18 protein-coding genes and 1 pseudogene are annotated in these 24,634 nt (G+C 67.4%); 11 read left to right on the top strand and 8 right to left on the bottom strand.

All coding sequences use genetic code 11. The features are described 5' to 3' along the window. Positions 1-3: 3 nt before the first annotated feature. The gene (locus BST13_RS29795; protein ID WP_083168663.1) at positions 4-801 is read right to left on the bottom strand and encodes a class II glutamine amidotransferase; all 798 of its coding nucleotides are present in this window, start codon (positions 799-801) and stop codon (positions 4-6) included. A gap of 121 nt (positions 802-922) precedes the next feature. On the opposite strand from BST13_RS29795, the gene BST13_RS29790 reads away from it, so the two are divergent. Genes BST13_RS29790 through BST13_RS29770 form a run of 5 tightly spaced genes read left to right on the top strand, consistent with a single transcriptional unit; the run spans position 923 to position 7,667 of the window. Next, entirely contained in the window at positions 923-2,233 is a 1,311-nt protein-coding gene (locus BST13_RS29790) for a type I glutamate--ammonia ligase (protein WP_083168633.1), read from the top strand. Positions 2,234-2,271: 38 nt separating this feature from the next. Continuing rightward, positions 2,272-3,768 (top strand): APC family permease, encoded by a 1,497-nt coding sequence (locus BST13_RS29785; protein WP_083168632.1) that lies wholly within the window; start codon positions 2,272-2,274, stop codon positions 3,766-3,768. Further along, positions 3,765-5,060, top strand: a complete 1,296-nt coding sequence (locus BST13_RS29780; RefSeq protein ID WP_083168630.1) for an aspartate aminotransferase family protein — start codon at positions 3,765-3,767, stop codon at positions 5,058-5,060. Before BST13_RS29785 ends, BST13_RS29780 begins: the two co-directional genes overlap by 4 nt. After that, positions 5,047-6,219, top strand: a complete 1,173-nt coding sequence (locus BST13_RS29775; RefSeq protein ID WP_083168629.1) for an amidohydrolase family protein — start codon at positions 5,047-5,049, stop codon at positions 6,217-6,219. The genes BST13_RS29780 and BST13_RS29775 overlap by 14 nt, the downstream gene beginning before the upstream one ends. Further along, positions 6,216-7,667: an aminotransferase class I/II-fold pyridoxal phosphate-dependent enzyme gene (locus BST13_RS29770; protein ID WP_245839855.1), complete on the top strand. Its 1,452-nt coding sequence runs from the start codon at positions 6,216-6,218 to the stop codon at positions 7,665-7,667. The genes BST13_RS29775 and BST13_RS29770 overlap by 4 nt, the downstream gene beginning before the upstream one ends. Before the next feature lie 3 nt (positions 7,668-7,670). Here the strand turns inward: BST13_RS29770 and BST13_RS29765 are convergent, their stop codons facing one another. Further along, entirely contained in the window at positions 7,671-8,807 is a 1,137-nt protein-coding gene (locus BST13_RS29765) for a glycoside hydrolase family 3 N-terminal domain-containing protein (RefSeq protein ID WP_083168626.1), read from the bottom strand. 179 nt (positions 8,808-8,986) lie between these two features. Between BST13_RS29765 and BST13_RS29760 the strand changes: the two genes are divergently transcribed. The 4 genes from BST13_RS29760 to BST13_RS29745 are packed head-to-tail and all read left to right on the top strand — an operon-like array spanning position 8,987 to position 16,321. Further along, positions 8,987-10,039, top strand: coding sequence for a sulfate ABC transporter substrate-binding protein (locus BST13_RS29760; protein WP_083168624.1), 1,053 nt, complete (start codon positions 8,987-8,989; stop codon positions 10,037-10,039). After that, a complete protein-coding gene (locus tag BST13_RS29755) occupies positions 10,039-11,796 on the top strand; it encodes a SulP family inorganic anion transporter (protein ID WP_083168622.1) in 1,758 nt (585 codons plus the stop codon). The genes BST13_RS29760 and BST13_RS29755 overlap by 1 nt, the downstream gene beginning before the upstream one ends. A 46-nt stretch (positions 11,797-11,842) precedes the next feature. Further along, positions 11,843-12,016: a DUF2613 domain-containing protein gene (locus tag BST13_RS29750; RefSeq protein WP_064941712.1), complete on the top strand. Its 174-nt coding sequence runs from the start codon at positions 11,843-11,845 to the stop codon at positions 12,014-12,016. An 18-nt stretch (positions 12,017-12,034) separates the two neighbouring features. Further along, complete coding sequence (locus tag BST13_RS29745; RefSeq protein WP_245839859.1) at positions 12,035-16,321, top strand: alpha-(1->3)-arabinofuranosyltransferase; 4,287 nt, start codon at positions 12,035-12,037, stop codon at positions 16,319-16,321. On the opposite strand, the gene BST13_RS29740 is transcribed toward BST13_RS29745, so the two are convergent. From BST13_RS29740 to BST13_RS29730, 3 genes and pseudogenes are all read right to left on the bottom strand, one after another. Then, a complete protein-coding gene (locus BST13_RS29740; protein ID WP_083168618.1) occupies positions 16,255-17,193 on the bottom strand; it encodes a R2-like ligand-binding oxidase in 939 nt (312 codons plus the stop codon). The genes BST13_RS29745 and BST13_RS29740 overlap by 67 nt on opposite strands. Then, positions 17,166-17,868: pseudogene (locus tag BST13_RS29735) on the bottom strand (TetR/AcrR family transcriptional regulator). Before BST13_RS29735 ends, BST13_RS29740 begins: the two are co-directional and overlap by 28 nt. Positions 17,869-17,922: 54 nt before the next feature. Then, positions 17,923-19,509: an MFS transporter gene (locus tag BST13_RS29730; protein WP_083168615.1), complete on the bottom strand. Its 1,587-nt coding sequence runs from the start codon at positions 19,507-19,509 to the stop codon at positions 17,923-17,925. Between the two features lie 40 nt (positions 19,510-19,549). On the opposite strand from BST13_RS29730, the gene BST13_RS29725 reads away from it, so the two are divergent. Continuing rightward, positions 19,550-19,873 carry a GNAT family N-acetyltransferase gene (locus BST13_RS29725; RefSeq protein WP_083168614.1) on the top strand — a complete coding sequence of 108 codons (324 nt, stop codon included), beginning with the start codon at positions 19,550-19,552 and terminating at the stop codon, positions 19,871-19,873. Between the two features lie 104 nt (positions 19,874-19,977). Next, entirely contained in the window at positions 19,978-20,955 is a 978-nt protein-coding gene (locus BST13_RS29720) for a phosphotriesterase family protein (protein WP_083168612.1), read from the top strand. Between the two features lie 5 nt (positions 20,956-20,960). Here BST13_RS29720 and BST13_RS29715 read toward each other — a convergent pair whose 3' ends face one another. Genes BST13_RS29715 through BST13_RS29705 form a run of 3 tightly spaced genes read right to left on the bottom strand, consistent with a single transcriptional unit; the run spans position 20,961 to position 24,591 of the window. Continuing rightward, on the bottom strand, positions 20,961-22,463 hold the full coding sequence (locus tag BST13_RS29715) for an aldehyde dehydrogenase (RefSeq protein WP_083168610.1): 1,503 nt from the start codon (positions 22,461-22,463) through the stop codon (positions 20,961-20,963). Then, entirely contained in the window at positions 22,460-24,133 is a 1,674-nt protein-coding gene (locus tag BST13_RS29710; protein ID WP_211296212.1) for a GMC family oxidoreductase, read from the bottom strand. Before BST13_RS29710 ends, BST13_RS29715 begins: the two co-directional genes overlap by 4 nt. After that, positions 24,130-24,591, bottom strand: a complete 462-nt coding sequence (locus BST13_RS29705) for a hypothetical protein (protein WP_083168609.1) — start codon at positions 24,589-24,591, stop codon at positions 24,130-24,132. The genes BST13_RS29710 and BST13_RS29705 overlap by 4 nt, the downstream gene beginning before the upstream one ends. Positions 24,592-24,634: the final 43 nt, after the last annotated feature.

The following is a 24,634-nucleotide window of genomic DNA, read 5'->3' as shown; positions in this document are numbered from 1 at the left end:
TTCTCAATCTGCCATGACCGGCACCGAATTCATCGACAGGTCAGCCATCGAGATTGCGGTGACACTCTCCGGAGGCAACGGTTGCCAGTCCAGGTCGCCGAAGCCGGTCGAGCCCACCACCAGGGCGCCGTCGCCGGCCCGGGCCCACCGCAACGCGAAGTAGTCCTCGAGATGCTCGGTCGGCAGGTCGGCCGCAGTGATCTCCTCGATGTCCTCGGCGGGCAGCTGACTGTGGGCGTGCGCGTGTACGGCGATCAACTGCCCCTCGCCGAGCACCAGCGCATTGAGACTCGCGGCGGGATACAGCGCGCGCAGCTGAGCCACCGCGCGGCGCACCGCCTCGGGCAGATCCGGTGAGGTCCGGCGATGTTGGCGGATCACCCCGAAGTACCGCTCGCTGTCGGTGGTGCCGCGCAGCGAGGCGGCGATACCCGGCTCGACGAGCTCGTCGAGCGGGCCGGTCGGTTTGATGGATCCGTTGTGCGCCATCGCAACTCCGCCGACGACAAACGGGTGCGAGTTCTGCGGTTGCACGGCCAGGCCGTTGGTGGCCCACCGCAGGTGGACCATGCCTGCCGTCAGACGCTGGTCCTCCACCGCCGCGTTGAAGGCCGGGTCGTCGAGCGCACTGCCCGCCGAGACCTCGACTCGGGGTTCGCCGCCCGGCTCGTCGACGTGGGCGATGCCCCAACCATCACCGTGCACCTTGGTGAGCGCGACGAAGTCCTTCAACACGTGCGCGCCGACCGCGTCGGCGACGGAGATCGGTACAGCCGACACGACACCGAGCAAGCGACACATGAGACCCACCCCTCTTGGAACTCGAAAAAATTTTATGAATCGAACCTCTGGCGCTCATATTAAAGAATATGAAACATTTATGACATAGCGTGCTCGCAGACTTGGGAAGCCAGGAGGAGCCATGACGCCGCAGATCGATGACCTACGCGCTGACGGCGTCGAGATCGTCGCCGGATCGCTGACCGACCTCGCAGGGGTGACGCGCGCGAAGTACGTGCCGCTGCGACGCCTCTCCTCGTTCCAGTCCGCAGGCATGGGCGTCTCACCTTCGTGGAGCGTGTTCTGCGTCGACAGCGGCATCGCCTTCACACCGGACATCGGCGTGGTCGGGGACCTGCGGATCCGGATCGATCCGACCGAACTGCAGGTGGTGGAACAGGGCGTGGCCTGGGCGCCCGCGAGCCTGTACGACCAGTACGGCCAACCGGCTCCGTTGTGTACCCGCACGCTGCTGGCCCGCGCAGAACAAGCGGCAGCCGCACAAGGCTTGACGGCAAAGATCGGCGCCGAGCTGGAGTGCACGATGCTGGCTCCGGACACGCAGCACGCATCCGCCGAGCCTTGGTCGCCCTACGGCATGCGCACATCCCTGGACCGCTCCGCGTTCCTGGTCGACCTCATGACGAGCGCCGAACGTGCCGGCTTGGTCATCGACCAGCTCCACACCGAGTACGGCCATGACCAACTCGAAGTGGCGCTGGCGCCGACGACGCCGGTGGCCGCAGCCGACGCCGTCATCCTGGCGCGGATCGTGATCGGCCGGGCCGCAGCCCGCCACGGTCTGAAGATTTCGTTCTCCCCCGTACCGTTCGCCGGGGAGGCGGGCAACGGCGCACACCTGCACCTGTCGTTCGCCGACGACGCCGGTCCCCTGCTGTCCGGAGGCGACGGCCCGCACGGGATGCGGCAGGCGGGGCAGTCCGCGATCGCGGGAGTTCTGGACACCTTGCCGGATCTCCTTGGCGTGTACGCGGGTTCGGTTTTGTCGGCTGCACGGCTCAAGCCCGGCAACTGGGCGGGGGCCGCCAAATGCTGGGGCTTGGAGAACCGCGAGGCTGCGGTCAGGTTCATCGCCGCGACACCCGGAAATCCCCACGGCGCCAATGTCGAACTGAAACTCATCGACCCCAGCGCCAACCCGTATCTCGCGGCGGCAGCCTTCCTGCGCAGCGCGCTGCGCGGTATCGACCTCGGCCTGCAACTGCCCGCCGAGATCGCCGACGATCCGGCGCAGACAGCCGATCTTCAACCACTGCCCACCGACCAGCGCACAGTGCTCAAGACTCTGCAGACCTCCGCTGTGGCTGCCGAGCTGCTGACGCCTGCGGTCATCGAAGGTGTTGCCGCCGTGCGCAACCACGAGTTGGTCACCTACGGCGATCGGCCGCCAACCGAGATCTGCCAGGCGCTGCGTCTGGCCTGGAGCTGTTGACCGCACGCGAGGAGCACAAAAATGGAAGGGAGACATCGATGACCACTAGCGCCACCAATGACACCGATCAACTACCGCACCGGCGCCTGCCGTTCTGGGTAGCGCTGGCACTGTCGGTCGCGACGGTCGGTCCCACCCTGGCCATGTCCGGCAATGGGCAGGGCCTCATCGCCACCGTGGGCAAGGCCATCCCACTGGTGTTCCTCATCGGCCTGATCGGCGTGTCCCTGGTCGGCTACAGCTTCGTGCGCCTGACCCGGCACCTCAATCACGCCGGTTCCGCCTACGCACTGGTGGGTGGCACCGTCGGTCCGCGGGCCGGGTTCTTCTCCGGATTCGCCATGCTCGGCGCGTACGTCGGATTCTCCATCGGCACACTGGCTTTGACGGCGGCCTTCACGAATGCGTTCGTCGCACAACTGCAACCGGGCAACGAACACCCATATCAGCTTCCGTGGATGGCGGTCGTGGTGGTGGGCGCGATCATCTCGTTCGCGCTGGCCGGTCGCGACATCAGATTGTTGGCCAAGATTCTGCTCGGCATCGAAGGCGTCGGCATCGTGGCGATGATCATCCTCGTGATCGCGATATTCGCCCGCGGCGGTGCCGATTCCACCGGGTTCGACCTCAGCGTGTTCTCCTTCTCCGGCGGTGTGTCCGCGTCCGCGGTGCTCAGCGGCGTGGTGGCCGCCTTCCTGTCCTGGGCGGGTTTCGAGGCCTGTGCCTCGATGGGCGAAGAGACCGACAACCCGGGCCGCAACATTCCGCGAGCGCTGGCCGGCACGCTGATCCTCACCGGTGTGCTGTTCGTGGTGGTGATGTTCGCTCAGGTCATTGGGTTCGGCACCGACGAGGCCGGGCTCGCGGCGTTCCAGAGTTCGGGTAACACGTTGGGCGACTTGGGTAGTCGCTATATCGGTCAGTGGTTCTCACTGATCATCATCTTCACAGCAACGGTCGCCGCGTTCGGGTGCCACATGGCAACAGCTGCGACGTCAGGCCGCATGCTGTATGCGTTCGGCCGCGACGGCTTCGGCCCCAAGGCGCTCGCGCATATCCACGAAGCCACCGGGGGTCCGCGCCGGGCCACCTGGCTCGTTGTCGGCCTCGCCTTGGTGGTCGACCTGATCTGCGGGGCGACCGGCTGGCCGGTGATGGGCACGGGCAACGCCGCCATCGACACGTATTTCCTGTTCGCCGTGGCCGGTTCGGTGTGTCTGATGGTGTGCTACCTGCTGGTTGAGGTGGCCGCGGCATGGTTCGTCGGTGCCCCCAAGTTCGTCGCCGTACACGGCGGTCAAGGCAAGGCGCCAGGCCTCATACTGCCGCTGCTGGGTGCCGTGGTGATCCTGGTGGTGCTGTGGTTCAACGTCAAGGACGCCGAAACCTGGCTGGCCGCACCACTGTTGGGCCTGTATTGGTGTGCCGTCGGCCTGGTCATCGCCCTGGCCGCATCGGGTATCGCGAAACGGGTGGGTGAATCGCTGACACGCGAACTGGATCTCACCCCACCGGTACAGGCGGAGGCCAAGTGAGCACGCTCTACGAACGCGACGAAGCGGTCATCGCCGGTATCGAGAAGCTGAGGTTCTTCCCGCTGGAGGTGGTCTCCGGTCACGGCAGCACCCTGGTGGCCCCCGACGGCCGTGAGCTGCTGGACCTTTCGGCGACCTGGACCGCCAGCGGTCTGGGACACGGGCATCCGGCGATCGCCGAGGCGGTCAGCCGGGCCGTGCGGACCGCGCCCGGGTCCGGTGGACTGTCCGCCGTGCATCCCGACTCGGTGGGTCTGGCCGAGGACCTGCTCGCATTGGTTCCCGGCAGCGGTGAGCGGCGGGTCTATCTGGGGCATGCCGGTTCGGACGCCAACGACGTCGCGCTGCGCGCATGCCGCCACGCCACCGGGCGCCACACCGTGATCGCGTTCGAGCACAGTTACCACGGCGGCGTCGGAGTCGCGATGGGCGTGTCCGGGGTGCACGTCGACGCCGGTGCCGCGCCGGACCCCGACGTCGTGTTCCTGCCCTATCCCAACCCTTTCCGGCCCACATCCGCCGGCATCGACGCCGACGTCGCCGCCTGCCTTGCCCTCGCCGAACGGCATTTGGCGACCGGCTCCATCGCGTGCCTGATCGTGGAGCCCATCCTGTCCGACGGGGGCCTCGTCGTGCCACCGGACGGCTTCTTGGCCCGGTTGCACGAGGTGTGTCGCCGCCACGGCGTGCCCATGATCTGCGACGAGGTCAAGATGGGGCTGGGCAGGCCGGGTACCCTGCACGCGTTCGAGCACGACGGCGTGGTGCCCGACATCGTGACGTTCGGCAAGGTACTCGGCGGCGGCCTGCCGCTGTCGGCAGCCGTGGGCCCCGCAGAACTGCTCGACAATCCGCCGGCCGCTGCGCTGCTCACCACCGCAGGCAATCCGGTGTGCACCGCCGCGGGCCGTGCGGTGCTGGCCACCATCGTCGGCGAGCAGCTACCCGAACGCGCGGCGAAAGTCGGTGCGGTACTGCAGGAAGCGTTGCGAGCATTGGATTCCGACACCATCGGCGAGGTGCGTGGGCGCGGGTTGGCCATCGGTCTGGAGCTGGTCGATCCGGCCACCGGGGAACGCGACCCGCGACTCGCCGCGCAGGTGGTGTACCGCGCATGGGAGTTGGGCGCGGTGGTGTACTACGTCGGCGGCAACGTTCTTGAGATCACGCCACCGCTGATACTGAGCGAGGCCGAAGCGGCCCGCGGCGCCGAGATCATCGGGACGGCAATCGCGGACGCGGCCGCAGGGAAGGTCGACGCACAGGAGGTCGCACGCTATGCCGGATGGTGAACTCGCGGACGTGTTCGACGGGGTCCAGACCGAAGTACCTGACGCGCTCGCCGAACACCTGCGCACGGTCCGGTTGATCGACCACCATGTGCACGGCAGCTTCAACCAGCCCGTCGACCGGGCCGGTTTCGAGGCGTCGATCAATGAGGGATCCACCGATCCCATACCGGATTTCATGACCCAGTTCGATTCGCCGCTGGGACTGTCCATCCGGCGTTGGTGCGCTCCGGTGCTGGGGCTACAGCCCCACGCCGACGCCGACGAGTACTGGAAGCGGCGCAGCGAATTCACCCCCGACGAACTCGCTGCGGTCATGTTGCCTCTCGCCGGCATCGAACGCTGGGTCGTGGACACCGGTTTCCAGGGTGACCTCATCGCGACGCCCGAACGGCTCACCGAACTCAGCGGCAGCCCGTCGTCATCGATCCTGCGATTGGAGCGTCTCGCCGAGGATCTCCTCGAATCCGGCATCGCTGCGCAGGAGTTTCCCGCCGCTTTCAGGGCCGCATTGCAGGCCGCGGCAGGAGCGCCGGATACCGTGGGCACCAAGACGATTGCGGCCTATCGCACAGGATTCGACATCGACTGGTCGCGACCGGACGACGGCCAGGTGATCGAGCATGCGCGGGCGCTGGCGGCCCGGCCGTCGCAACGCGTGGACAGCCCGGTGCTGATCGCGTTCGGCGTGCACGAGGCCGCCGCGCACGGGTTGCCGATCCAGGTGCACGTCGGCTTCGGCGACCGGGATCTTGATCTGCACCGCACCGATCCCATGTTGCTGCTACCGCTGCTGCGATCGATGACACCGGTTCCGGTGCTGCTGCTGCATTGCTATCCGTTTCACCGGCAGTCCGGTTATCTGGCGCAAGCCTTTGACCACGTGAATTTCGATGTGGGCCTTGGCATCAACTATCTCGGCGTCCGGTCGACCGGCCTGGTCGCCGAGGCCATGGAGACCGCCCCGTTCGCCAAACAACTGTTCTCCTCGGACGCGTTCGGCCCGCCCGAACTGCATCTGCTGGGCTCGGTGCTGTGGCGCCGCGCCATGGGACTGGTTCTCGGCCAATGGATTCGGTCAGGCGACTGCGCCGAGGCCGATGCGATCAGAATCGTCGACATGATCGGGGTGCACAACGCCGCCCGGGTGTACTCACTGTGAATCACACCGCGGCGCCGTTGTTCGAGGCAATCCGAGAATTCGTCGAGCGGGAGCAGGCGCCGCTCTACAGTCCGGGCCACAAGGGCGGCCGCACGCTCGACCCCTGGTTCCGGGAAAACATTGCAGCCCTTGACCTCAACAACCTGCCCGACACCGACACACTGCACTGCCCGGAGGGGCCCATCCTGCAGGCCGAGCAACTGGTCGCCGACGCGTGGGGTGTCGGGCAGAGCTTCATCCTGGTTCAGGGCTCGACGAGCGGCAACATCGCGGTGGCATTGTCCGCGCTGCGTCCCGGTGAGCCGGTTCTGGTGCAGCGCAACGCACACAAGTCGGTGCTGGCCGGCCTGGTGCAGGTCGGCGCGCTGCCGGTGTGGCTCGAGCCGCGGTGGGACACGCAGTTCGGTATCGCCCACGGGCTCGACGCCCACGTGGTCGAACGCGCCCTCGCTGCGAGCGGCGCGTCGGCACTGTGGATGTTGCACCCCACCTACTACGGAACCACGGCCGACATCAGCGCGCTGTCAGAGTTGTGCCTGCGGTTCGGTGCTCGACTCCTCGTCGACGGCGCGCACTCGCCGCATTTCGCATTCCACCCCGAATTGCCGGTGCCCGCCGAGCAATCCGGTGCCGCGGCCACCGTGCAGTCAGTGCACAAGGTGCTCTCAGGCCTCAGCCAAGCCGCGCTCCTGCACATCGATCCAGATGCGATAGATCCGGCGACGGCGCGACGGGCACTGCAGCTGATCCAGACCACCACCCCGCATTTCGCCATCATGGCCTCGATCGATCTGGCCCGTCGGCAGATGATGATCGACGGCCGAGATCTGTTGGGCCGCGCACTGCAGCGGGCGCGGCACGCAGGCGACCGGCTGGCCGCGATACCGGGCCTGCGGGTGCTACGCCCCGAGGACGCGTCCGGCGCGGGCACCGGCTTTCATCAGCTCGATGAGACCAAACTGCTCATCGGCACAACGGGACTGGCCGCCGACGCACAGGACATCGTCGCGCGACTCAACCGCGTGCACGGGGTGCAGCCGGAACTGAGCGGCCCTGGCCACGTCCTGTGCATCTCGACCATCGGCAATACCGATACCGATATGGATCGGCTGGTCGCCGGGTTCACCGAGGTTGCCGACTGGGCCGGACGTGCTGACACCACCGGCGGCAGTGACACGTTGACCACCGATCTGCTCGCGCTGCGAGGCCCCACGGTGCTGACCCCACGGGAGGCGTTCTTCGCGCAAACCGACACGGTGGCGCTCACCGATGCGACCGGACTGGTTGCGGCGGAGGCGATCACGCCCTACCCGCCGGGCATACCCCTGGTCATGCCAGGCGAACGGCTCACCGGCGAGGTCATCGACGTGCTGCGCGCGCTGCGCGATGCAGGGAACCCGATCAGCGCATCCGATCCGAAACTCGGGGCTGTCAAGGTGGTTCGGTGACGGTCAGCCGCCGCAGCGCACCGGGCCCTTGATCGCGGAGTTCCGCTGCAGCGAGGCGTTGATGTTGTCCATCGACAGTTCGCCTGCCGCCACAGCCTTTTCGAGTCCGTCCAGCACCGCGGGCACCTCCTTGGTGGTGATCCACAGTGCGTTGTCGGCGCCGGCCTGCAAGGCCTTGAGCACCGCCGCGGACACGCCGTAGCGTTCGTTGATGGCGGCCATGCTGGACAGGTCGTCGGTGTAGACCAGGCCGTTGAACGGCGGGCCGCCGTAATTGCCGGACCGCAGCAGCTCGTAGGCCGGTGCGCTGAGGCTGGCCGGGTCGGTGCCGGTCAGGCCGGGAACCTCGAGATGCCCGACCATGACGGCGACCGGGGCCGCGGTGGTCAGAGTGTGATAGGGCACCAGATCGTTGGTCTGCAGGTCGGCCAGCGGAGGCGTGGTCACCGAATTGGTGTGCGAGTCACCGGATCCGTGGCCGTGGCCGGGAAAGTGCTTGAGTACCGGCAGGATTCCGGCGTCGCGCAGACCGCGCGCATAGGCCCCGGCGTATTCGGTGACCTTGGCCGGGTCGTCCCCGAAGGACCGGTCACCGATGACCGTGTCGTCCGGGGCGTCGGTGACGTCGACGACGGGGGCGAAGTCCACGGTGATGCCCAGATCGTGCATCTTCTTACCGCGCTCGAGCGCGATGCCGTACACCTCGTCGGCGGTGTTGGTCTGCGCCAGCACCCGCGGCGACGGCTGCTTGCCGATGATCGACGCGAGGCGCGACACCCGGCCGCCTTCCTCGTCGACGCTGACCGCGAGAGGCAGTGGGCCTGCCGCGTCGGCGATCTCCTTCAGCGAGCCGTCGGACAACATGGACAGATCAGTCCAGCTGCCGATCATGATGCCGCCGACGTGCTGTTCACTCACGACCTTGCGCGCGTCGTCACCGTCGGTCACGCCGACGGTGAGCAACTGGGCCAGCTTGTCCCGGGTGGGCAGCGCGGTCAGGTCGCAGCTCTGCGCGACGGGCGCTTTGGGCAGCGGCTTGCTGCTGCTCACCTGTTGGTGATCCGACGACGTCTGCGTGGATGGCGAACACGCCAGCAACAGTCCGGACAGCGCGACAAGCACACTCAGAACGCGGGGCATGTGTTCTGAGAGTAGTCACAGCGGCGGCCGCGACCGGACCTCGGTCTCGGCGCCGCCCGCCCGTCGCACCCGGCGAGTTAATAATCAGTCAGATTTTCGCTACTGCCTTCCGGCTGGTGAATCACTAATGTCTGACCGCTATCAGCATCCACAGCAAACGCCGGACGAAGGGGTTGCCCATGGCAGACACGTCAGCGCCGCGGACGCGACCGTGGCTGCGCATCCTCGGTGTCGCCGCGGTCGTGCTGGCCGCGGTGTTGGTGACGGTCAAGAACCTGCCCGACCACACGCCCAACCAGATCCTCAACGTCTCCTACGACCCGACGCGTGAGGTCTACGCCGCGCTCGACAAGGCGTTCGTCGCGCAGTACCGCACCCAGAGCGGAATCACACTCGACATCAAGCAGTCTCACGGCGGCTCGGGCAGGCAGGCCCGCAACGTCATCGACGGCACCGAACCGGCCAATGTGGTGTCCCTGGCGCTCATCAGCGACGTCGACTCCCTGCGCAAGCGCGGGCTGATCGCCGACGACTGGCAGAAGCGCCTGCCCAACAACTCGGTGCCGTACACGTCGACGGTGGTGTTCGTCGTGCACAAGGGCAACCCGAAGGGCATTCACGACTGGCCCGACCTGGTGCATGACGGCGTCTCGGTGGTGACCCCGAACCCGAAGACATCCGGTAACGGTCAGCTGAGCTTCCTGGCCGCCTGGGGTTCGGTGACCACCCGCAACGGCACCCCCGAACAGGCGCAGGACTACCTGCGCCAGCTGTACCGCCACGTCGCGGTGTTCGACGCCGGCGCCCGCACGTCGGCCGCCAGCTTCGCCGACCAGAAGATCGGCGACGTGCACCTGACGTGGGAGAACGAGGCACTGCGCGAAGTCGCGGCCAACAAGGACGAATTCGAGGTCGTGTACCCGCCGGTGAGCATCAAGGCCGAGCCCGCCGTGGCGTGGGTGGACGCCAACGACACGAACGCCAAGACCGCGGCCGCCGCCAAGGCCTATCTGCAATATCTGTTCACACCACCCGCGCAGGAGTTGTTCGCGCAGTACGGGTATCGCCCGGTGCTGCCCGACGTGCTCGCCAAGCATGCCGACACGCTGCCTGCCATCTCGCTGTTCCCGATCACCGCGATCGCCAAGGACTGGAACGACGCCCGGCAGAAGTTCTACGGCGACAACGGGATCTACGACAACATCGCTTCTCCGGCAAAGGCGGCGTCCTGATGAACTACACCTGGCCCCGGATTCCCCCCGCCGCTTCACTCGCCCTCACCGGCCGTCGCGACCTCATCGCCGGACTCACCGTGGCCGCCGTCGCGCTGCCACAGGGCATCGCCTATGCGCTGATCGCCGGGGTCGACCCGAAGTACGGCGTGTATTCGGCGATCGTCGTCACCGCCGTCGCCTCGGTGTTCGGGTCGTCCTCGCACCTGATCAACGGACCGACCAGCGCCATCTCACTGCTGGTGTTCAGCTCGCTGGCGTTCATCGACCCGGAGAACCGCACGGTGCTCTTCGAGGCGCTGTTCCTGCTGGGCATCCTCGTCGGTGCCATCCAGATTCTCATCGCGGTGCTCAAGCTGGGTGACCTGACGCGCTACATCTCCGAGTCGGTGATCATCGGATTCATGGCGGCGGCGGCGCTGATCCTCGCCCTCGGCCAGATCGGCAACGCGCTGGGTGTGAAGAGCAAGGGCGACGCCCACACCCCGATCTTGACCAACGTGTATCTCACGGTGTTCCACGGCGACAAGATCAACCCGAAGGCCGTCTTCCTCAGTGTCTCGGCGGTGGTGATCGCGGTGCTGCTGCGCCGGCTGGTCAAGCGCTACGGCCTGCCGCAGATCGATCTGCTGACCGTGCTGATCGTGGCCGGGGTGATCGCCTTCCTGGCCGGGTGGTCGACGCCGGGCACCGACGGGAAGACCGCGGTGAACCTGGCCGCCAAGGTGCCGCAGAGCCTGCCCGGTTTCCACATCCCCACCGTCGACCTGCACTCGCTCGGCCAGTTGTCGCAGGGCGCGCTGGCCATCGCGTTCATCGGCCTGATCGAGGCGCTGTCGATCGCCAAGGCCATCGCGCATCAGACCCAGCAGAAGATCGACTACAGCCGCCAGATCCTGGCGGAGGGGCTGGCCAACCTGACCGGCGGGTTCTTCCAGAGCCTGCCCGGCTCGGGGTCACTGTCCCGCTCGGCGATCAACCATCAGGCGGGTGCGGTCACCCGGTTCTCCGGCATCCTCGCCGCCGCCGCCGTGGCCGTGGCCCTGCTGCTGTTCGCGCCGCTGCTGCACTACATCCCGCAGGCCGCGCTGGCCGGGCTGCTGCTGGTCACCGCGGCCCGGCTGGTCGACTTTCGGCGGCTCATCACCACGGTGAAGACGTCGCGTTACGACGCGGGGCTGGTGATCGTGACGGCGCTGACCGGCGTGCTCGTCGACCTCGACAAGGCGGTGCTGCTCGGGATCGCGCTGTCGATCCTGCTGTTCGTGCCGCGAGCGGCCAAGCTCAAGGCCGCCGAGCTGACCGTGACGCCCGAGCGCGTGGTCCGCGAGCGGGTTCCCGACGACCCCGTCGACCCGTCGATCGTGATCTACGACCTCGAGGGCGAGCTGTTCTTCGGAGCCGCCCCGGAACTCGACCGCTACTTCGACGCCCTGCGCGAACGTATCCGCGCCGGTGAGGTCAAGTTCGTGGTGCTGCGGCTCAAGCGGGTGCGCCACCCCGACGCCGTGTGCATCGAGCGGCTCGAACACTTCCTGCGCGAGGATCACGGCGCCACTGTCCTGCTGGCCGGCGTGCGGCCCGACACCCTGGCCGCACTGACCAACGTCGGACTGTTCAACTGGTTCCCGGCCGAGCAGGTGTTCCCCGAGGAGGAGGTCGAGTTCTCCGCGACGCTGCGGGCCGTGCGGTACGCGCAGGCCCGCCTCACCGCCGAAGCAGCCGAGGAAGACGCCAAGCTGTACTACCTAGTGTGACGTCACGCGATCGGGTGCCGAGGCCCACGCGTGCTAGGTTGGCCGGGTGAATCGGTTCGTCGTCCCGTCTGCCGCCAGCGTCGTTGTCGGTCTGTTGCTGGGCGCGGCCGCCGTCTTCGGTGTGACGTTGATGGTGCAACAGGACACGAAGCCTCCGCTGCAGGCGGGTGATCCGGCGTCATCGGTGCTCAACCGGGTCGAGTACGGCGACCGTACTTAAAACTCGGTCGCTCCGCTCCTGCACGCCGAACGTAGTCCCGCCGCGCCGCTGTCGCGGCGCTGGTTATGGCTGGTCACCGCGGTCGCTCTGGCCCTGACTTTCGCGCAGTCACCCGGACAGATCTCGCCCGACACCAAGCTCGACCTGACCGCCAACCCGCTGCGGTTCCTGACCCGCGCGTTCAACCTGTGGAACAGCGACCTGCCGTTCGGGCAGGCGCAAAACCAGGCTTACGGGTATCTGTTCCCGCACGGCACCTTCTTTCTCATCGGCCATGAGCTCGGCATCCCGGGCTGGATCACCCAGCGGTTGTGGTGGGCGCTACTGCTGGTCGTCGGGTTCTGGGGCCTGCTGCGGGTCGCCGAGATCCTGGGTATCGGCAGCACCAGCTCGCGGGTACTCGGCGCGCTCGCATTCGCGCTGTGCCCGCGGGTGCTGACCACCCTGGGCGCGATCTCGTCGGAGACGCTGCCGATGATGCTGGCGCCGTGGGTGTTGGTGCCGGTGATTTTGGCGTTACGGGGACACCACAATGTCCGGCTGATGGCCGCGCGATCCGCGGGAGCGGTCGCCCTGATGGGCGCGGTGAACGCCGTCGCGACCCTGACCGGCTGCCTGGCCGCGCTCATCTGGTGGGCCTGTCACCGGCCGAACAAGCTGTGGCTGCGGTTCACTGCGTGGTGGTTCGGCTGCACGGCGCTGGCTGTCACCTGGTGGGTGATCGCGTTGGTGATGTTGGGCCGGATCAGCCCGCCGTTCCTCGACTTCATCGAATCCTCCGGCGTCACCACGCAGTGGACCTCGCTGACCGAGATGTTGCGCGGCACCGACAGCTGGACCCCGTTCGTCGCGCCCAACGCAACGGCCGCCGCATCGCTGGTGACCAGCACGGTGGCGGTGCTGGCCACAACGTTGGTGGCCGCTGCGGGCCTGGCCGGGCTGGCGTTGCGTTCGATGCCCGCCCGCGGCCGGCTGATCACCATGCTGCTGATCGGCATCGTGCTGCTGGGCCTGGGCTACTCCGGCGGCCTGGGCTCCCCCGTCGCGCATCAGGTGCAGGCCTTCCTCGACGGCACCGGCACCCCGCTACGCAACCTGCACAAACTCGAACCGGTGATCCGGCTGCCGCTGGCCCTTGGCCTGGCCCATCTGCTGGGCCGGGTTCCGTTGCCGGGCACTGTCCCGCGTCCGGTGTGGGTGAGCGCGTACGCCCATCCGGAGCGGGACCGGCGGGTCGCGGTCAGCATCGTGGTGCTGGCGGCGCTCGCCGCGGGCACGGCGCTCGCCTGGACCGGCCGCATCGCGCCGCCGGGCACGTTCAGCGCAATCCCGCAGTACTGGCACGACGCCGCCGACTGGCTCGACGAGCACAACACCGAGCGCGGCCGCGTGCTGGTGGCGCCGGGCGCCCCGTTCGCCACCCAGGTGTGGGGCACCAGCCACGACGAACCGCTGCAGGTGCTGGGCAGCAGCCCGTGGGGGGTGCGTGACTCGATCCCGCTGACCCCGCCGGAGACCATCCGGGCGCTCGATTCGGTGCAGCGCTTGTTCGCCGCCGGCCGGCCCTCCGCTGGGCTCGCCGATACCCTTGCCCGGCAAGGTATTTCGTATGTTGTGGTGCGTAACGATCTGGACCCGGACACGTCGCGGTCGGCCCGCCCGGTGCTGGTGCACCGTTCGATAGAAGGCTCGCCCGGTTTGTCGAAAGTAGCCGAGTTCGGCGACCCGGTCGGACCGGGCACGTTGGAAGGGTTCATCGCCGACAGCGGGTTGCGGCCGCGCTATCCCGCGGTGCAGATCTACCGGGTCGACGGCGCCGCGTCGGCGGGCAAACCGTATCTGGTCGACCCAGACACCATGGCCCGCGTGGACGGCGCACCTGAGGCGCTGCTGCGTATCGACGAACGCCGGCGGCTGTCCGGCCTGCCGCCGCTGGGGCCCATGTTGCTGACCGCCGATGCGCAGCGCGCCGGGCTGCCCATCACCGTCGACGGCCACGGCGTGGTGGTGACCGACACCCCGCAGGCCCGCGAGATCGACTACGGCCGGGTCGACGACCATGCCTCGGCGATCCGGACGCCCGACGATGCGCGGCATACCTACAACCGGGTGCCGGATTATCCGTCCCGCGGGACCGACCCGGTGTACGGGCGGTGGGGCGGCGGACGCGTGACGGTGTCGAGCTCGGCGGCGGATTCGACGGCGCTGCCCAATGTCGCGCCCGCGACGGGACCGGCCGCGGCCATCGATGCCGACCCGTCGACCGCATGGGTGTCCAACGCCCTGCAGGCCGCCGTCGGCCAGTGGCTCCAGGTCGATTTCGACCATCCGATCACCAACGCCACCCTGACCATCACCCCGAGTGCCACCGCGGTCGGCGCGCAGGTGCGCCGCATCGAGGTGGCCACCGCCACCGGCACCAGCACGCTGCGGTTCGAGACCGCGGGTAAGCCGCTGACCGTCCCGCTGCCGGTCGGGGAATCCCCGTGGGTCCGGGTCACCGCGGTGGCCACCGACGACGGATCTCCTGGCGTGCAGTTCGGCATCACCGATCTGGCCGTCACCCAGTACGACGCATCGGGTTACGCCCATCCCATCAATCTGCGGCATACCGTCGAGGTGCCCGGTCCGCCCGCGAGTTCGCCTGTGGCGCAATGGGATCTGGGCACCGAGCTGTTGGGGCGGCCCGGCTGCGCGGAAAGCCCCGTCGGGGTGCGATGCGCGGCGGCGATGGCCCTGGCCTCCGAGGAGCCGGTGAACCTCAGCCGCACGCTGACCGTTCCGGAGTCCACCGAGGTACGCCCGACGGTGTGGGTACGGGCCCGCCAGGGACCCAAGCTGGCCGATCTGGTCGCCCAACCGGGCACCACCCGGGCGTTCGGTGACGCCGACCCGATCGACGTGCTCGGCTCGTCGTTCGCGGCCACCGACGGCGATCCCCGCACATCATGGACGGCTCCGCAGCGGGTGGTTCAGTTCAAGTCGCCACCCACGCTGACCCTCAAGCTGCCCGCCCCGACCGAGGTGGGCGCGCTGCGCATCAATCCGGGCGAGGCCGAGCCGCCTGCGCACCCGACGCTGGTGTCGATCGACCTGGGCGACGGCCCGCAGGTGCACCAGCTGCCGGGCACGTTCGAACCGCAGACGCTCAAGCTCAAACCGCGGGTGACGGACACCATCACCGTTTCCCTGCTGGCGTGGAACGACATCATCGACCGCACATCGCTCGGCTTCGATCAGCTCAAACCGCCTGGGCTGGCCGACATCTCGGTATTCGATGCGCATGGCCGGCCGATCGGCGCGGCCGACGCCGCCGCCAACCGCGCCCGCGTCGTCTCGCTGCCCTGCGGGCAGGGCCCGATCATCGGCGTGGCAGGACAGTTCATCCAGACCTCGGTCCGCACCACGGTCGCGGCGCTGCTCGACGGCGACCCGATCCCGGCCCAGCCGTGCCGCACCGACCCGATATCCCTGCCTGCCGGTCAGCAGGAGCTGCTCGTCAGCCCGGGGGCAGCGTTCGTCGTCGACGGCATCGCCCTGTCCACACCCAAGGACCAACTACCCACGGCGACAACGACTCTCGCCGATACATCGGAATGGGGACCGGATCGCCGCGAGGTGCGGGTGACGCCCGCGCCGACCTCGCGGATCCTGGTGGTCCCCGAGAGCATCAACCCCGGCTGGATCGCCCGCGACGCGGCGGGCACCCGGCTCGAACCGGTGACCGTCAACGGTTGGCAGCAGGGCTGGGTGGTCCCGGCCGCGACCTCGGGCACGGTGACATTGTCGTTCGACTCCAACCGGCCCTACCGCGTCGGCCTGATCGGTGGGCTCGCGCTGCTGCCGTTACTCGCACTGCTGGCACTGCTGCCGGCCCGACGCCCATCGGCCGAGTCGGCACCGGCCCGGCCGTGGCGGCCCGGTCCGGTGCTGACCAGCCTGGGCGTGCTCGCGGTCGGCACGGCGATCTCCGGGGTGCCCGGAGTGCTCGTCGTCGCGGCCGCCCTGGGTGTGCGCTACTTGTTGCGCAATCGTGAATCTTGGTGCGATCGGCTCACACTCGGCTTGTCGGCCGGTGGGTTGATCATCGCGGGGGCCGCCCTGTCGCAGCATCCGTGGCGCTCGGTCGACGGATATGTCGGGCATTCGCCGTGGGTGCAGTTGCTCGCGCTGATCTCGGTGGCCGTCGTCGCCACGTCGACCGTGGCGTTCCGGCCGCGTACCGCACGCGCGGAAACTCAGGCCGACGTGAGCGCCGCGGCATCCTCGTCGGCGAAGGTGTCCTCCAACGTCAGCGGTGAATAGTCGAGATCGATCTCCTCGAGCGGGCGTCCGCGCGCGCTGCTGATCGTGCCGAAACGGCGCATGCCCTTGTCGGTGGAGTACTGCAGGAACTCGTCCTCGACCAGGCCGAAGGGGATGTCGGGCGCGTAGAGGGCGAAGCCCTCCTCGGTGAGACGCAGTGCGAGCGGGATCAATTCGTTCATCCTGGCTTCGAACACCGCCCAGTTGGCGTCGTCGGCGGCGACGTGCCTGCGGCACGTGAACGTACCCCACGCCATGTGCCTGCGTTCGTCGTCGCCGATGCGCCGGACCAGCTCCTGCATGCCCGGCAGGATGCCGCGGTCGACGCAAATCTTGTGCCACGCATAGTATCCCGTGAGCGCCAACATGCCTTCGACGATGTGGTTGTAGGTCACCGAGGCCCGCACCTGGGCCGCGGGCGACGGATCGGTGTACAGAGCTTCGAGCGACGCCGGAAGCTCTTCATAGAAGATCTCGCGATACGCCGGTACGTCGTCGAAATACTTGTGCAGGTCTTCGGTGACCCCGACGGCGTCCAGCCACATGCGGAACACCTGGGTGTGCTTGGCTTCCTCAAAGGCGAACTGCGTCAAGTACATTTCGTCGCCGAGCCGGCCCTCGGCCCGCATGGCGCTCATGAACGGCTGGATGTCCTTGGTGACCGCTTCCTCGCCTGCGATGAACTCGGCGCACAACCGCGTGGCATATTCTCGCTCTCGTTCCGTGAGCGCCTCCCAGTCGGTCCGGTCCCGGGAGAAGTCGATATCGGCCGGATTCCAGAACTTCGCATTGCCCCCGGAGAACAACCGCAACGGCACGCTGTCCCAGTTGAGACCACCCTTGCTCAACGAGCCGAAATGTGTGTGTGACATCTGACCTCCTCAGATCTGGTGGGCTGCTTGGGGTGTCGGCGAGAACGCGGCCGCCAACACCGCGACGAGTCTTCGCACGGCCAACGCCGGCTGCTCGGGACTGGGCTCATCCAAGCCCAGGACGGGGTCCATTCCACGCACGTACGGCGCGAGCGCCAGGTGCGGGAAGATCATCAGCATCAGCGACAGCAGGGCGTCGACATCGCAGTCGGCTCGCAGGTCACCGCGGGTCCGCGCGTCGTGCACGAGGGGTCGCAGTACGTCGAGGTAATGACGGTGAACCACGGCGCGCACGCTGACCCGGGCGTCGGCGTCGACCTCGAAGCTGGCGGCGGCGTGCAGCGCACGTTCCCTGGGGTGATCGGCGAAGTAGGCGACCCAGTCGTCGAGCAGGTCCGGGAGGAATTCGAAGAACGGGCGACTGGGGTCGAGCTCGCGTATGCGGCCTTCCATATGGGACCGCACACGTTGGCTGGCGACATCGGCGATGAACGCATACAGGTCGCGCTTGTCGGCAAAGTATTGGAACAGGCTGCCTTTCGCGACACCGGCTCGCCGCGCGATGACATTGAGACTGCCCCGCGAATAGCCGTGGGCACCGAATTCCGCTTCGGCGGCCGCGATCACCGCCGCTCGACGAGCGGGATCCACGCGGGCCCAGGTGACCGTTGGCATCTACCCTCCAAGGCTTGATGACCACTGGTCATATTACTGTGATGCCCCTCACAGTCAAGACGTCTTCACGGCGATCAAATGCTGCGACACCGGCTCGCCCTGCACCCAGCGCGCGACGGCCTGCTCGATGACCAGATCCTGCCCGGTCTGACGGGTGCGGTGCTGACGCAGATGCTCATCCCACGACCGCACCACGAACGCCTCGACGAAGGTGCTGTGCTCCTCGCCGCTGCGGAACACCTGCCATTGCGCTGCCCCGGTGCGCTGCCGCGACCGGCCGAGCACCGCCATCGCGGCGAAAACCCCGGTCTCGTCGTCTGGTTCGACCCGGTAGTAGATGAGCACCAGCACGGGCCCGTCGGGCGGTTCCGGTTCGAACACCAGGGCCGGCTCCGGCCAGTGCGCCGACGGAGTCAGGTCGAGATCGCCGGTGCGCGCGTGCAGTGGCCACCACCAGGCCGACACCGCGCAGAACACCAGCAACCCCGCACTGATCAACAGTGCGGTGACGCTGCTGGTGACGCCCGCGACCAGACCCCACACCAGCGAGCCGATGGCCTGACCGCCCATGAAGGTCAGCTGGTACACCGACAGCCCACGCGCACGCACCCATGCGGGCAGGCTCAACTGCATCGAGGCGTTCAGCGTCGACAACGCCAGCAGCCAGGACGTGCCGCCAATGACGAGAGCGGCCAGCACGGCACCGAAGTTGTGGACCAGTGCCAAAACCGTGGTGGCCCCGGCGAATCCGAGCGCCGCGACGATCAGCAGCTTGTTCAGGCCGAAGGTCGACTGCAGCCGGCCCAGCACGAAGGCGCCGAGCACCGCTCCCACACCCAGTGCGCCGAGCAACAGACCGTACCCCGATGACGACAAGCCGAGTTGACGCTGGGCGACGACGGCGAGCAGACCCCAGAGCGCACTGCCCGGCGCGATGAACAACACCGCGCGCAGCAGGATCCGCCGGATGATCGGTGAGCTGCGGATGAACCGACCGCCTGCGTTCAACGCGGCCAATGGTCGTTCGGCGGGCAACAACCGCTCGGCGGCGGGGCGGCGCCAGAGCAGCAACACCACCACGATGCCGACGAACGAGACCGCGTTGAGCGCAAACACCAACGTCGGGCCGGACAGGGACACCAGTGCGCCCGCGACGGCCGGGCCGATGGCCCGTGCCCCGTTCATGCTCATGCTGCCCAGTGCGGCGGCGGCCGGAATCTGTTCTCTAGGAACGAGGTCCGGCTGGATCGCCTGCCACGCCGGGGCAGTCAACGCCTGCCCGCAACCGATCAGGAACAGCAGGGTGAGCAACACGGTCGGGGTGGCCAGCCCGGCGCCGGTCAGTGTCGCGAGCGCGGCCACCCCGGCCGCCATCGCCCCCTGAGTGGCGACCAGCAACCGGCGCCGGTCCACCAGATCGGCGAGTACACCCGACGGCAGGGCGAGCAGCATCACCGGCAGCGTCGTCGCGGTCTGCACCAACGGCACCAGCACCGGCGCCCGCGGATCCCCGACCAGCATCCACTGGGCACCCACAGTCTGCATCCACGTGCCCAGATTGGAGACGAACTGCGCGATCCACAGCGCCCGGTAGATCGGCGACGCCAGCGGCGCCCACGTCGACGTTGCTGGCACGGCCATCTACCCGATCGTGCCAGCGTCGCTGCGGCATAGTGAAGACATGGCTGAAGTTCGCAACATTCCCGCAGCGCACCACTACGAGATCACCGTCGACGGCGAGCATGCCGGCCTGGAGGCGTACGTCGACTCGGGCGACCAGCGCATCTTCTACCACACCGAGATCGACGACAAGTTCGGCGGCCAGGGTTTGGCCGGCGAACTGGTGTCCGCGGCGTTGACCGATGCCCGCGCGGCGGGCAAGCGCATCGTCCCGGTGTGCCCGTACGTGGCCAAGTACGTCAAGCAGCACCACGATTTCGACGACATCCTCGACCCGGTCACCCCCGAGGCCATCGCCGCGGTCGAAGCGGCGACCCACAGGTGAACCGGCCGATCCGGCACCGAATGTGAAGTCTCTGCGACGAATTCGCCGAATTCCCGCAGAGGATTCACGCTCGCGCAACGCTTTTCGGGCCTAGCATCGGAGCCGTGCCGACAGTGAACACCGCACATGGTCCCATCGATACAGCCGAACTCGGCGCCACGCTCATGCACGAGCACGTCTTCATCATGACCAGCGAGCTCACCGCGAACTACCCGGACAGCTGGGGCGACGAGACGCGTCGGGAAGCCGACGCCATCGCGCGACTCAACGAGCTCAAAGCCCGTGGTGTGGACACCATCGTCGACCTCACCGTCGTCGGGCTCGGACGCTATCTGCCCCGCATCGCGCGGATCGCGGCGGCCACCGATCTCAACATCGTCGTCGCCACCGGTCTGTACACCTACAACGACATCCCGATGGCGTTCTGGTTCCGCGGGCCGGGCACGGCGTTGGCCGGCCCGGACCCGATGGTCGAGATGTTCGTCCACGACATCGAGAAGGGCGTCGCCGACACCGGGATCAGAGCCGCAATCCTCAAGTGCGCCACCGACGAACCCGGCGTCACCCCCGGTGTCGAGCGAGTGCTGCGGGCCGTCGCACAGGCCCACAGGGAGACCGGCGTGCCCATCTCCACCCACACCCATGCCGCCACCCGCCGCGGTCTCGAACAGCAGCGCATCTTCGCCGAGGAAGGCGTCGACCTGTCGCGGGTGGTCATCGGCCACTCCGGCGACACCACCGACATCGGCTATCTCGAGGAGCTGATCGCCAACGGCTCCTACATCGGCATGGACCGGTTCGGCGTCGACGTCTACCTACCGTTCGAGGACCGGGTGGCGACCGTCGCGACCATGTGCGAGCGTGGCCACGCCGACCGCATGGTGCTCTCGCACGACACCTGGTGCTATTTCGACGCACTGCCCGACGAGCTCACCACCACGGTCCTGCCCAACACCGGATACCTGCACATCCACAACGATGTTCTGCCCGCGCTGCGCGAGCGCGGGGTCACCGATGCGCAGATCACCACGATGCTCGTGGACAACCCGCGCAGGATCTTCGATCGCCAGGGCGGGTACTGATCACCTCACCCCATTCGGAACGGATCCTGGGAAGCGCCTGACGTCTCGATCCACACCGACTTCGTCTCGGTGAATTCATGCAGGGATTCCAGGCCCAGTTCACGGCCGATGCCACTGCCTTTGAACCCTCCGAACGGTGCCGCCCACGACAGCGTGCGATAGGCATTCACCCACACGGTGCCCGCCCGCAGCGCACGAGCCATACGGTGCGCGCGCTGCACATTGAGGGTCCACACTCCGGCGCCCAGGCCGAACGGCGTGGCATTCGCGATCTTCACTGCGTCCTCTTCGGTCTCGAAGGGGATCATGCACAGCACCGGGCCGAAGATCTCCTCCTGGGCGATCCTCATGGCGTTGTCCACTCCGGTGAAGATCGTCGGGCTGACGAACAGCCCATTGCCCAGTTCCGGCGCCGTCGGACGGTCGCCCCCGGTGGCGAGCACCGCACCCTCGGCCTGTCCGATCCGGATGTACTCCAGGATCTTGTCCAACTGGGCCTGGAACGCCACCGGACCCATCTCGCTGGCGGGATCGAGCGGATCGCCCAGCCGAATGTCCTTGGCGCGCTGAATGAGTCGTTCTGCCAGCTGATCGTAGATCTCACGTTGCACGAGCAGCCGCGACCCCGCGACGCAGGTTTGGCCCGTGGCGGCGAAGATGCCGGCCAGCACACCGTTGGTGACCGCATCGAGGTCGGCATCCGCGAACACGATGTTGGGTGACTTTCCGCCCAGCTCCAACGTCACCCTGGTGATGTTGTCGGCCGCGTTCTTCATCACCTGGATTCCGGTGGCGTTCGAACCCGTGAAACAGATCCGGTCGACGCCCGGGTTGCTGACGAGCGCGGCGCCGGTGGTCGGGCCGTCGCCCGTGACCACATTGAACACACCCGGTGGGAAACCGGCCTCTTCGAACAGCGCACCGAATCTCAGGACCGATGCGGGAGTCTGGTCGGCCGCTTTGGCGACCACCGTGCAGCCCGCCGCCAGCGCGGGGGCGAGCTTCCAGGTGAGCAGCAGCAGCGGCGAGTTCCACGGCAGGATCGCGCCGACGACGCCGAGCGGCTCACGCGTCGTGTAGGTGAAGAAGTTGGGCTTCTCGGTCGGGATGGTCTCGCCGTGGATCTTGTCGGCGTAGCCGGCGAAATACCGGTAGTAACCCGGCAAGGCCCTCATCTGAGCGCCCATCTCACGAATCAGCTTGCCGTTGTCGGTGGATTCGGTGACCGCCAGCTCTTCGGCGCGCGTCTCGAGCAGATCGGCGAACCGCAGCATGAGCTTGACCCGTTCGGCGCCGGTCATGGCTCCCCACGGCCCGGCGAATGCCGATCTGGCCGCGCGGACCGCGGCGTCGACGTCCTCGTTTCCGGCGAAAGGCGCAGTGGCCCAGACCTTTCCGGTGAACGGATTGATGCTGTCCGCGCGGCGCCCGTCCTGCGCGTCGACCCACCGACCTCCGATCAGCATCTTGAGCGTCTCGACGGTCGGTTCGGTGGAGAGTGTTGTCATCGAACGGATTCCATTCTGTCGTCGGCCAATCGGGGTCTGTCGCTGCCGAGAAGGCTGTTGCCTTCCCGCACCAGGAAGTCAGCGAGCCGGACCGCCATGGCACCTATGGTGGGGGTGGGATTGACGCCTGCACTGGTGGGCATCGAGCTGCCGTCGCAGATGAACAGGTTGGGGATGTCCCAGGCTTGATGCCATCGGTTGGTCACCGAATCAGCCGGATCGGTGCCCATTCTGGCGGTTCCCAGCAGGTGATATCCCGGTGGTGGATCGAGCAGCCCGGAATCGGTGACGTCGTAGGCGCCTGCCGCCGTCATGGCTTCCCGGCTTCTGGCGATGCCGAACTCGACGAGCTTCCGGTCGTTGGGATGAACCCGGTACTCGACCTTGGGTGCGGGCATGCCGGTGGAGTCGGTGAGCTCGGGATCGAGGGTCACGCGGTTGGTCGGCGACGGCAGTTCTTCGGCCATGACGATGATCCAGGCGTGATGGCCGAAGAGTCGCGCGAACTCCTTGTGGTGGTCCGGACCCCAGGGGACCGGTTCCCGGGTCCAATACCCGTTGGCGGCAACGCCTGCTCCCGGGGCGCGGACCACCAGCGCGGTGAAACCATTGACGAAACCCCTACTGGGATCGGTTTCGTAGAACTGTTGGCTGAACAGCGGCGCACCGCGCGCACCCTTGTAGCCGTCGAGAGATTCCTCGAAGATCCCTTCGACGAAGGCTTGCGGGTGGTACATCAGGTTGCGGCCCAATTGTCCACTGCTGTTGGCCAATCCGTCGGGATGGCTGGAGTTGGCAGACACCAGCAGCAGCCGCGGCGTGCCGATCCCGTTGCCTGCGACGATGACCGCCTTGGCGTCTTGCCGATACCGTCGGCCCGTTTCGATGTCGACGTAGATGACACCCCGTGCGGTGTCGCCGTCGACGATGATCTGCTCGACGCGGCATCCCGTGCGCAGTTGCGCACCGTTGGCCATGGCCCGTGGCAGATACCCGGTTGCAGAAGTGGAGATCGATGACCGCGGGCAGCCCAGAATGCACTGGCCGCAGTGGTTGCACGGCAACCGGCCGTCCAGAGGCTTGGTGATGATGGCGTTGTCCATCCACCACCAATGCCAGCCGAGTTTCTCGAAGCCGCGTGCCATGGTCCGGCCGAACGTGCCGAGCGGTATCGGCGGTGTGGTGTGGGTGGTGCGCGGCGGGTAGGCGGGGTCGCCCGGCCGGCCCGAGATGCCCATCTCCCGGTCGTTGATGTCGTAGTACGGTTCCAGGTCCTCGTAGGTGATGGGCCAGTCGGGAGCCAGGCCGTGTTCAGTGCCCTTCCGGAAGTCGACCGGCTTGAATCGCGGCCAGTGGGCCGACCAGTGGTTGAGGCTGCCGCCGACATCGTTGCGGTTGCGGATGCTGTGCGGCTCACCGCCGATCGGGTAGTCCTGCGGCAACTTGCGCACATTCGGGTGGACGTTCCACTCCCGCTGTTTGTCCCACTCCCACGTGTCGGAGAAATGCCGCAGTTCCGCCGGATGCAGCGGGCGTCCCTGTTCGAGACAGACGACGCGCAGACCACCGTCGCTCAGTCGCTTGGCCAGCGCGCCGCCGGCCATGCCCGATCCGACGATGACGACATCGACATCTTCGGTCGGGGTTTTCGGCGAGGTAACCAGCATCATGACACGGTCTCCAGACGAACGTTTCGGACATGGTTGGTGGGGGTGTAATGCCCGACTTTTGGCGGCGGGATGGCTTCGTCGAGATCCATGACGTAGCCCTGCGGTTGCGGCGGACTGTGGTAGTCGCAGTCCATCTCGATCTGCAGCACTCGCACGACCTCGGGCTGCGCGTAATAGCCCAGGTAGCAGATCTGCCGAAACAGCGTGAACGCCGCAGGCATCTGCTGTTCGATCGCTCGCGCTGCCTGAAGCGGCTCGTCACGAGGGATGTTCAGCCACGTGGCGTGCAGCGCTCCCAGCTCGAGTTGGTCCTGCGGAACCCGGACCGCGTCGACGAAGTAGTCGGCGAGTCCGGTTGACGAGGGTGCTGGCCAGGGTGCCTGCTCGGGTATCAGAACGTCGGCGAGCGACATCAGGCCGTCTGCCATCGTTCTGTCCAGTCGGCTGTCATTGATCATCTGCAGAGTGCTCCTCACTATCTCGTCACGTGCGAATAATGGC

This window comes from Mycobacterium aquaticum (assembly GCF_002086485.1).
GTDB classification, from domain to species: domain Bacteria; phylum Actinomycetota; class Actinomycetes; order Mycobacteriales; family Mycobacteriaceae; genus Mycobacterium; species Mycobacterium aquaticum.
This window is presented reverse-complemented; position numbering and strand designations above follow the sequence as displayed.

Bases quoted from the DNA above. Each gene is read 5' to 3' on its own strand.
- BST13_RS29795 (WP_083168663.1), bottom strand. From the start codon at position 801: ATGTGTCGCTTGCTCGGTGTCGTGTCGGCTGTACCGATCTCCGTCGCC.
- BST13_RS29790 (WP_083168633.1), top strand. From the start codon at position 923: ATGACGCCGCAGATCGATGACCTACGCGCTGACGGCGTCGAGATCGTC.
- BST13_RS29785 (WP_083168632.1), top strand. From the start codon at position 2,272: ATGACCACTAGCGCCACCAATGACACCGATCAACTACCGCACCGGCGC.
- BST13_RS29775 (WP_083168629.1), top strand. From the start codon at position 5,047: ATGCCGGATGGTGAACTCGCGGACGTGTTCGACGGGGTCCAGACCGAA.
- BST13_RS29765 (WP_083168626.1), bottom strand. From the start codon at position 8,807: ATGCCCCGCGTTCTGAGTGTGCTTGTCGCGCTGTCCGGACTGTTGCTG.
- BST13_RS29760 (WP_083168624.1), top strand. From the start codon at position 8,987: ATGGCAGACACGTCAGCGCCGCGGACGCGACCGTGGCTGCGCATCCTC.
- BST13_RS29755 (WP_083168622.1), top strand. From the start codon at position 10,039: ATGAACTACACCTGGCCCCGGATTCCCCCCGCCGCTTCACTCGCCCTC.
- BST13_RS29740 (WP_083168618.1), bottom strand. From the start codon at position 17,193: ATGTCACACACACATTTCGGCTCGTTGAGCAAGGGTGGTCTCAACTGG.
- BST13_RS29730 (WP_083168615.1), bottom strand. From the start codon at position 19,509: ATGGCCGTGCCAGCAACGTCGACGTGGGCGCCGCTGGCGTCGCCGATC.
- BST13_RS29725 (WP_083168614.1), top strand. From the start codon at position 19,550: ATGGCTGAAGTTCGCAACATTCCCGCAGCGCACCACTACGAGATCACC.
- BST13_RS29715 (WP_083168610.1), bottom strand. From the start codon at position 22,463: ATGACAACACTCTCCACCGAACCGACCGTCGAGACGCTCAAGATGCTG.
- BST13_RS29710 (WP_211296212.1), bottom strand. From the start codon at position 24,133: ATGATGCTGGTTACCTCGCCGAAAACCCCGACCGAAGATGTCGATGTC.
- BST13_RS29705 (WP_083168609.1), bottom strand. From the start codon at position 24,591: ATGATCAATGACAGCCGACTGGACAGAACGATGGCAGACGGCCTGATG.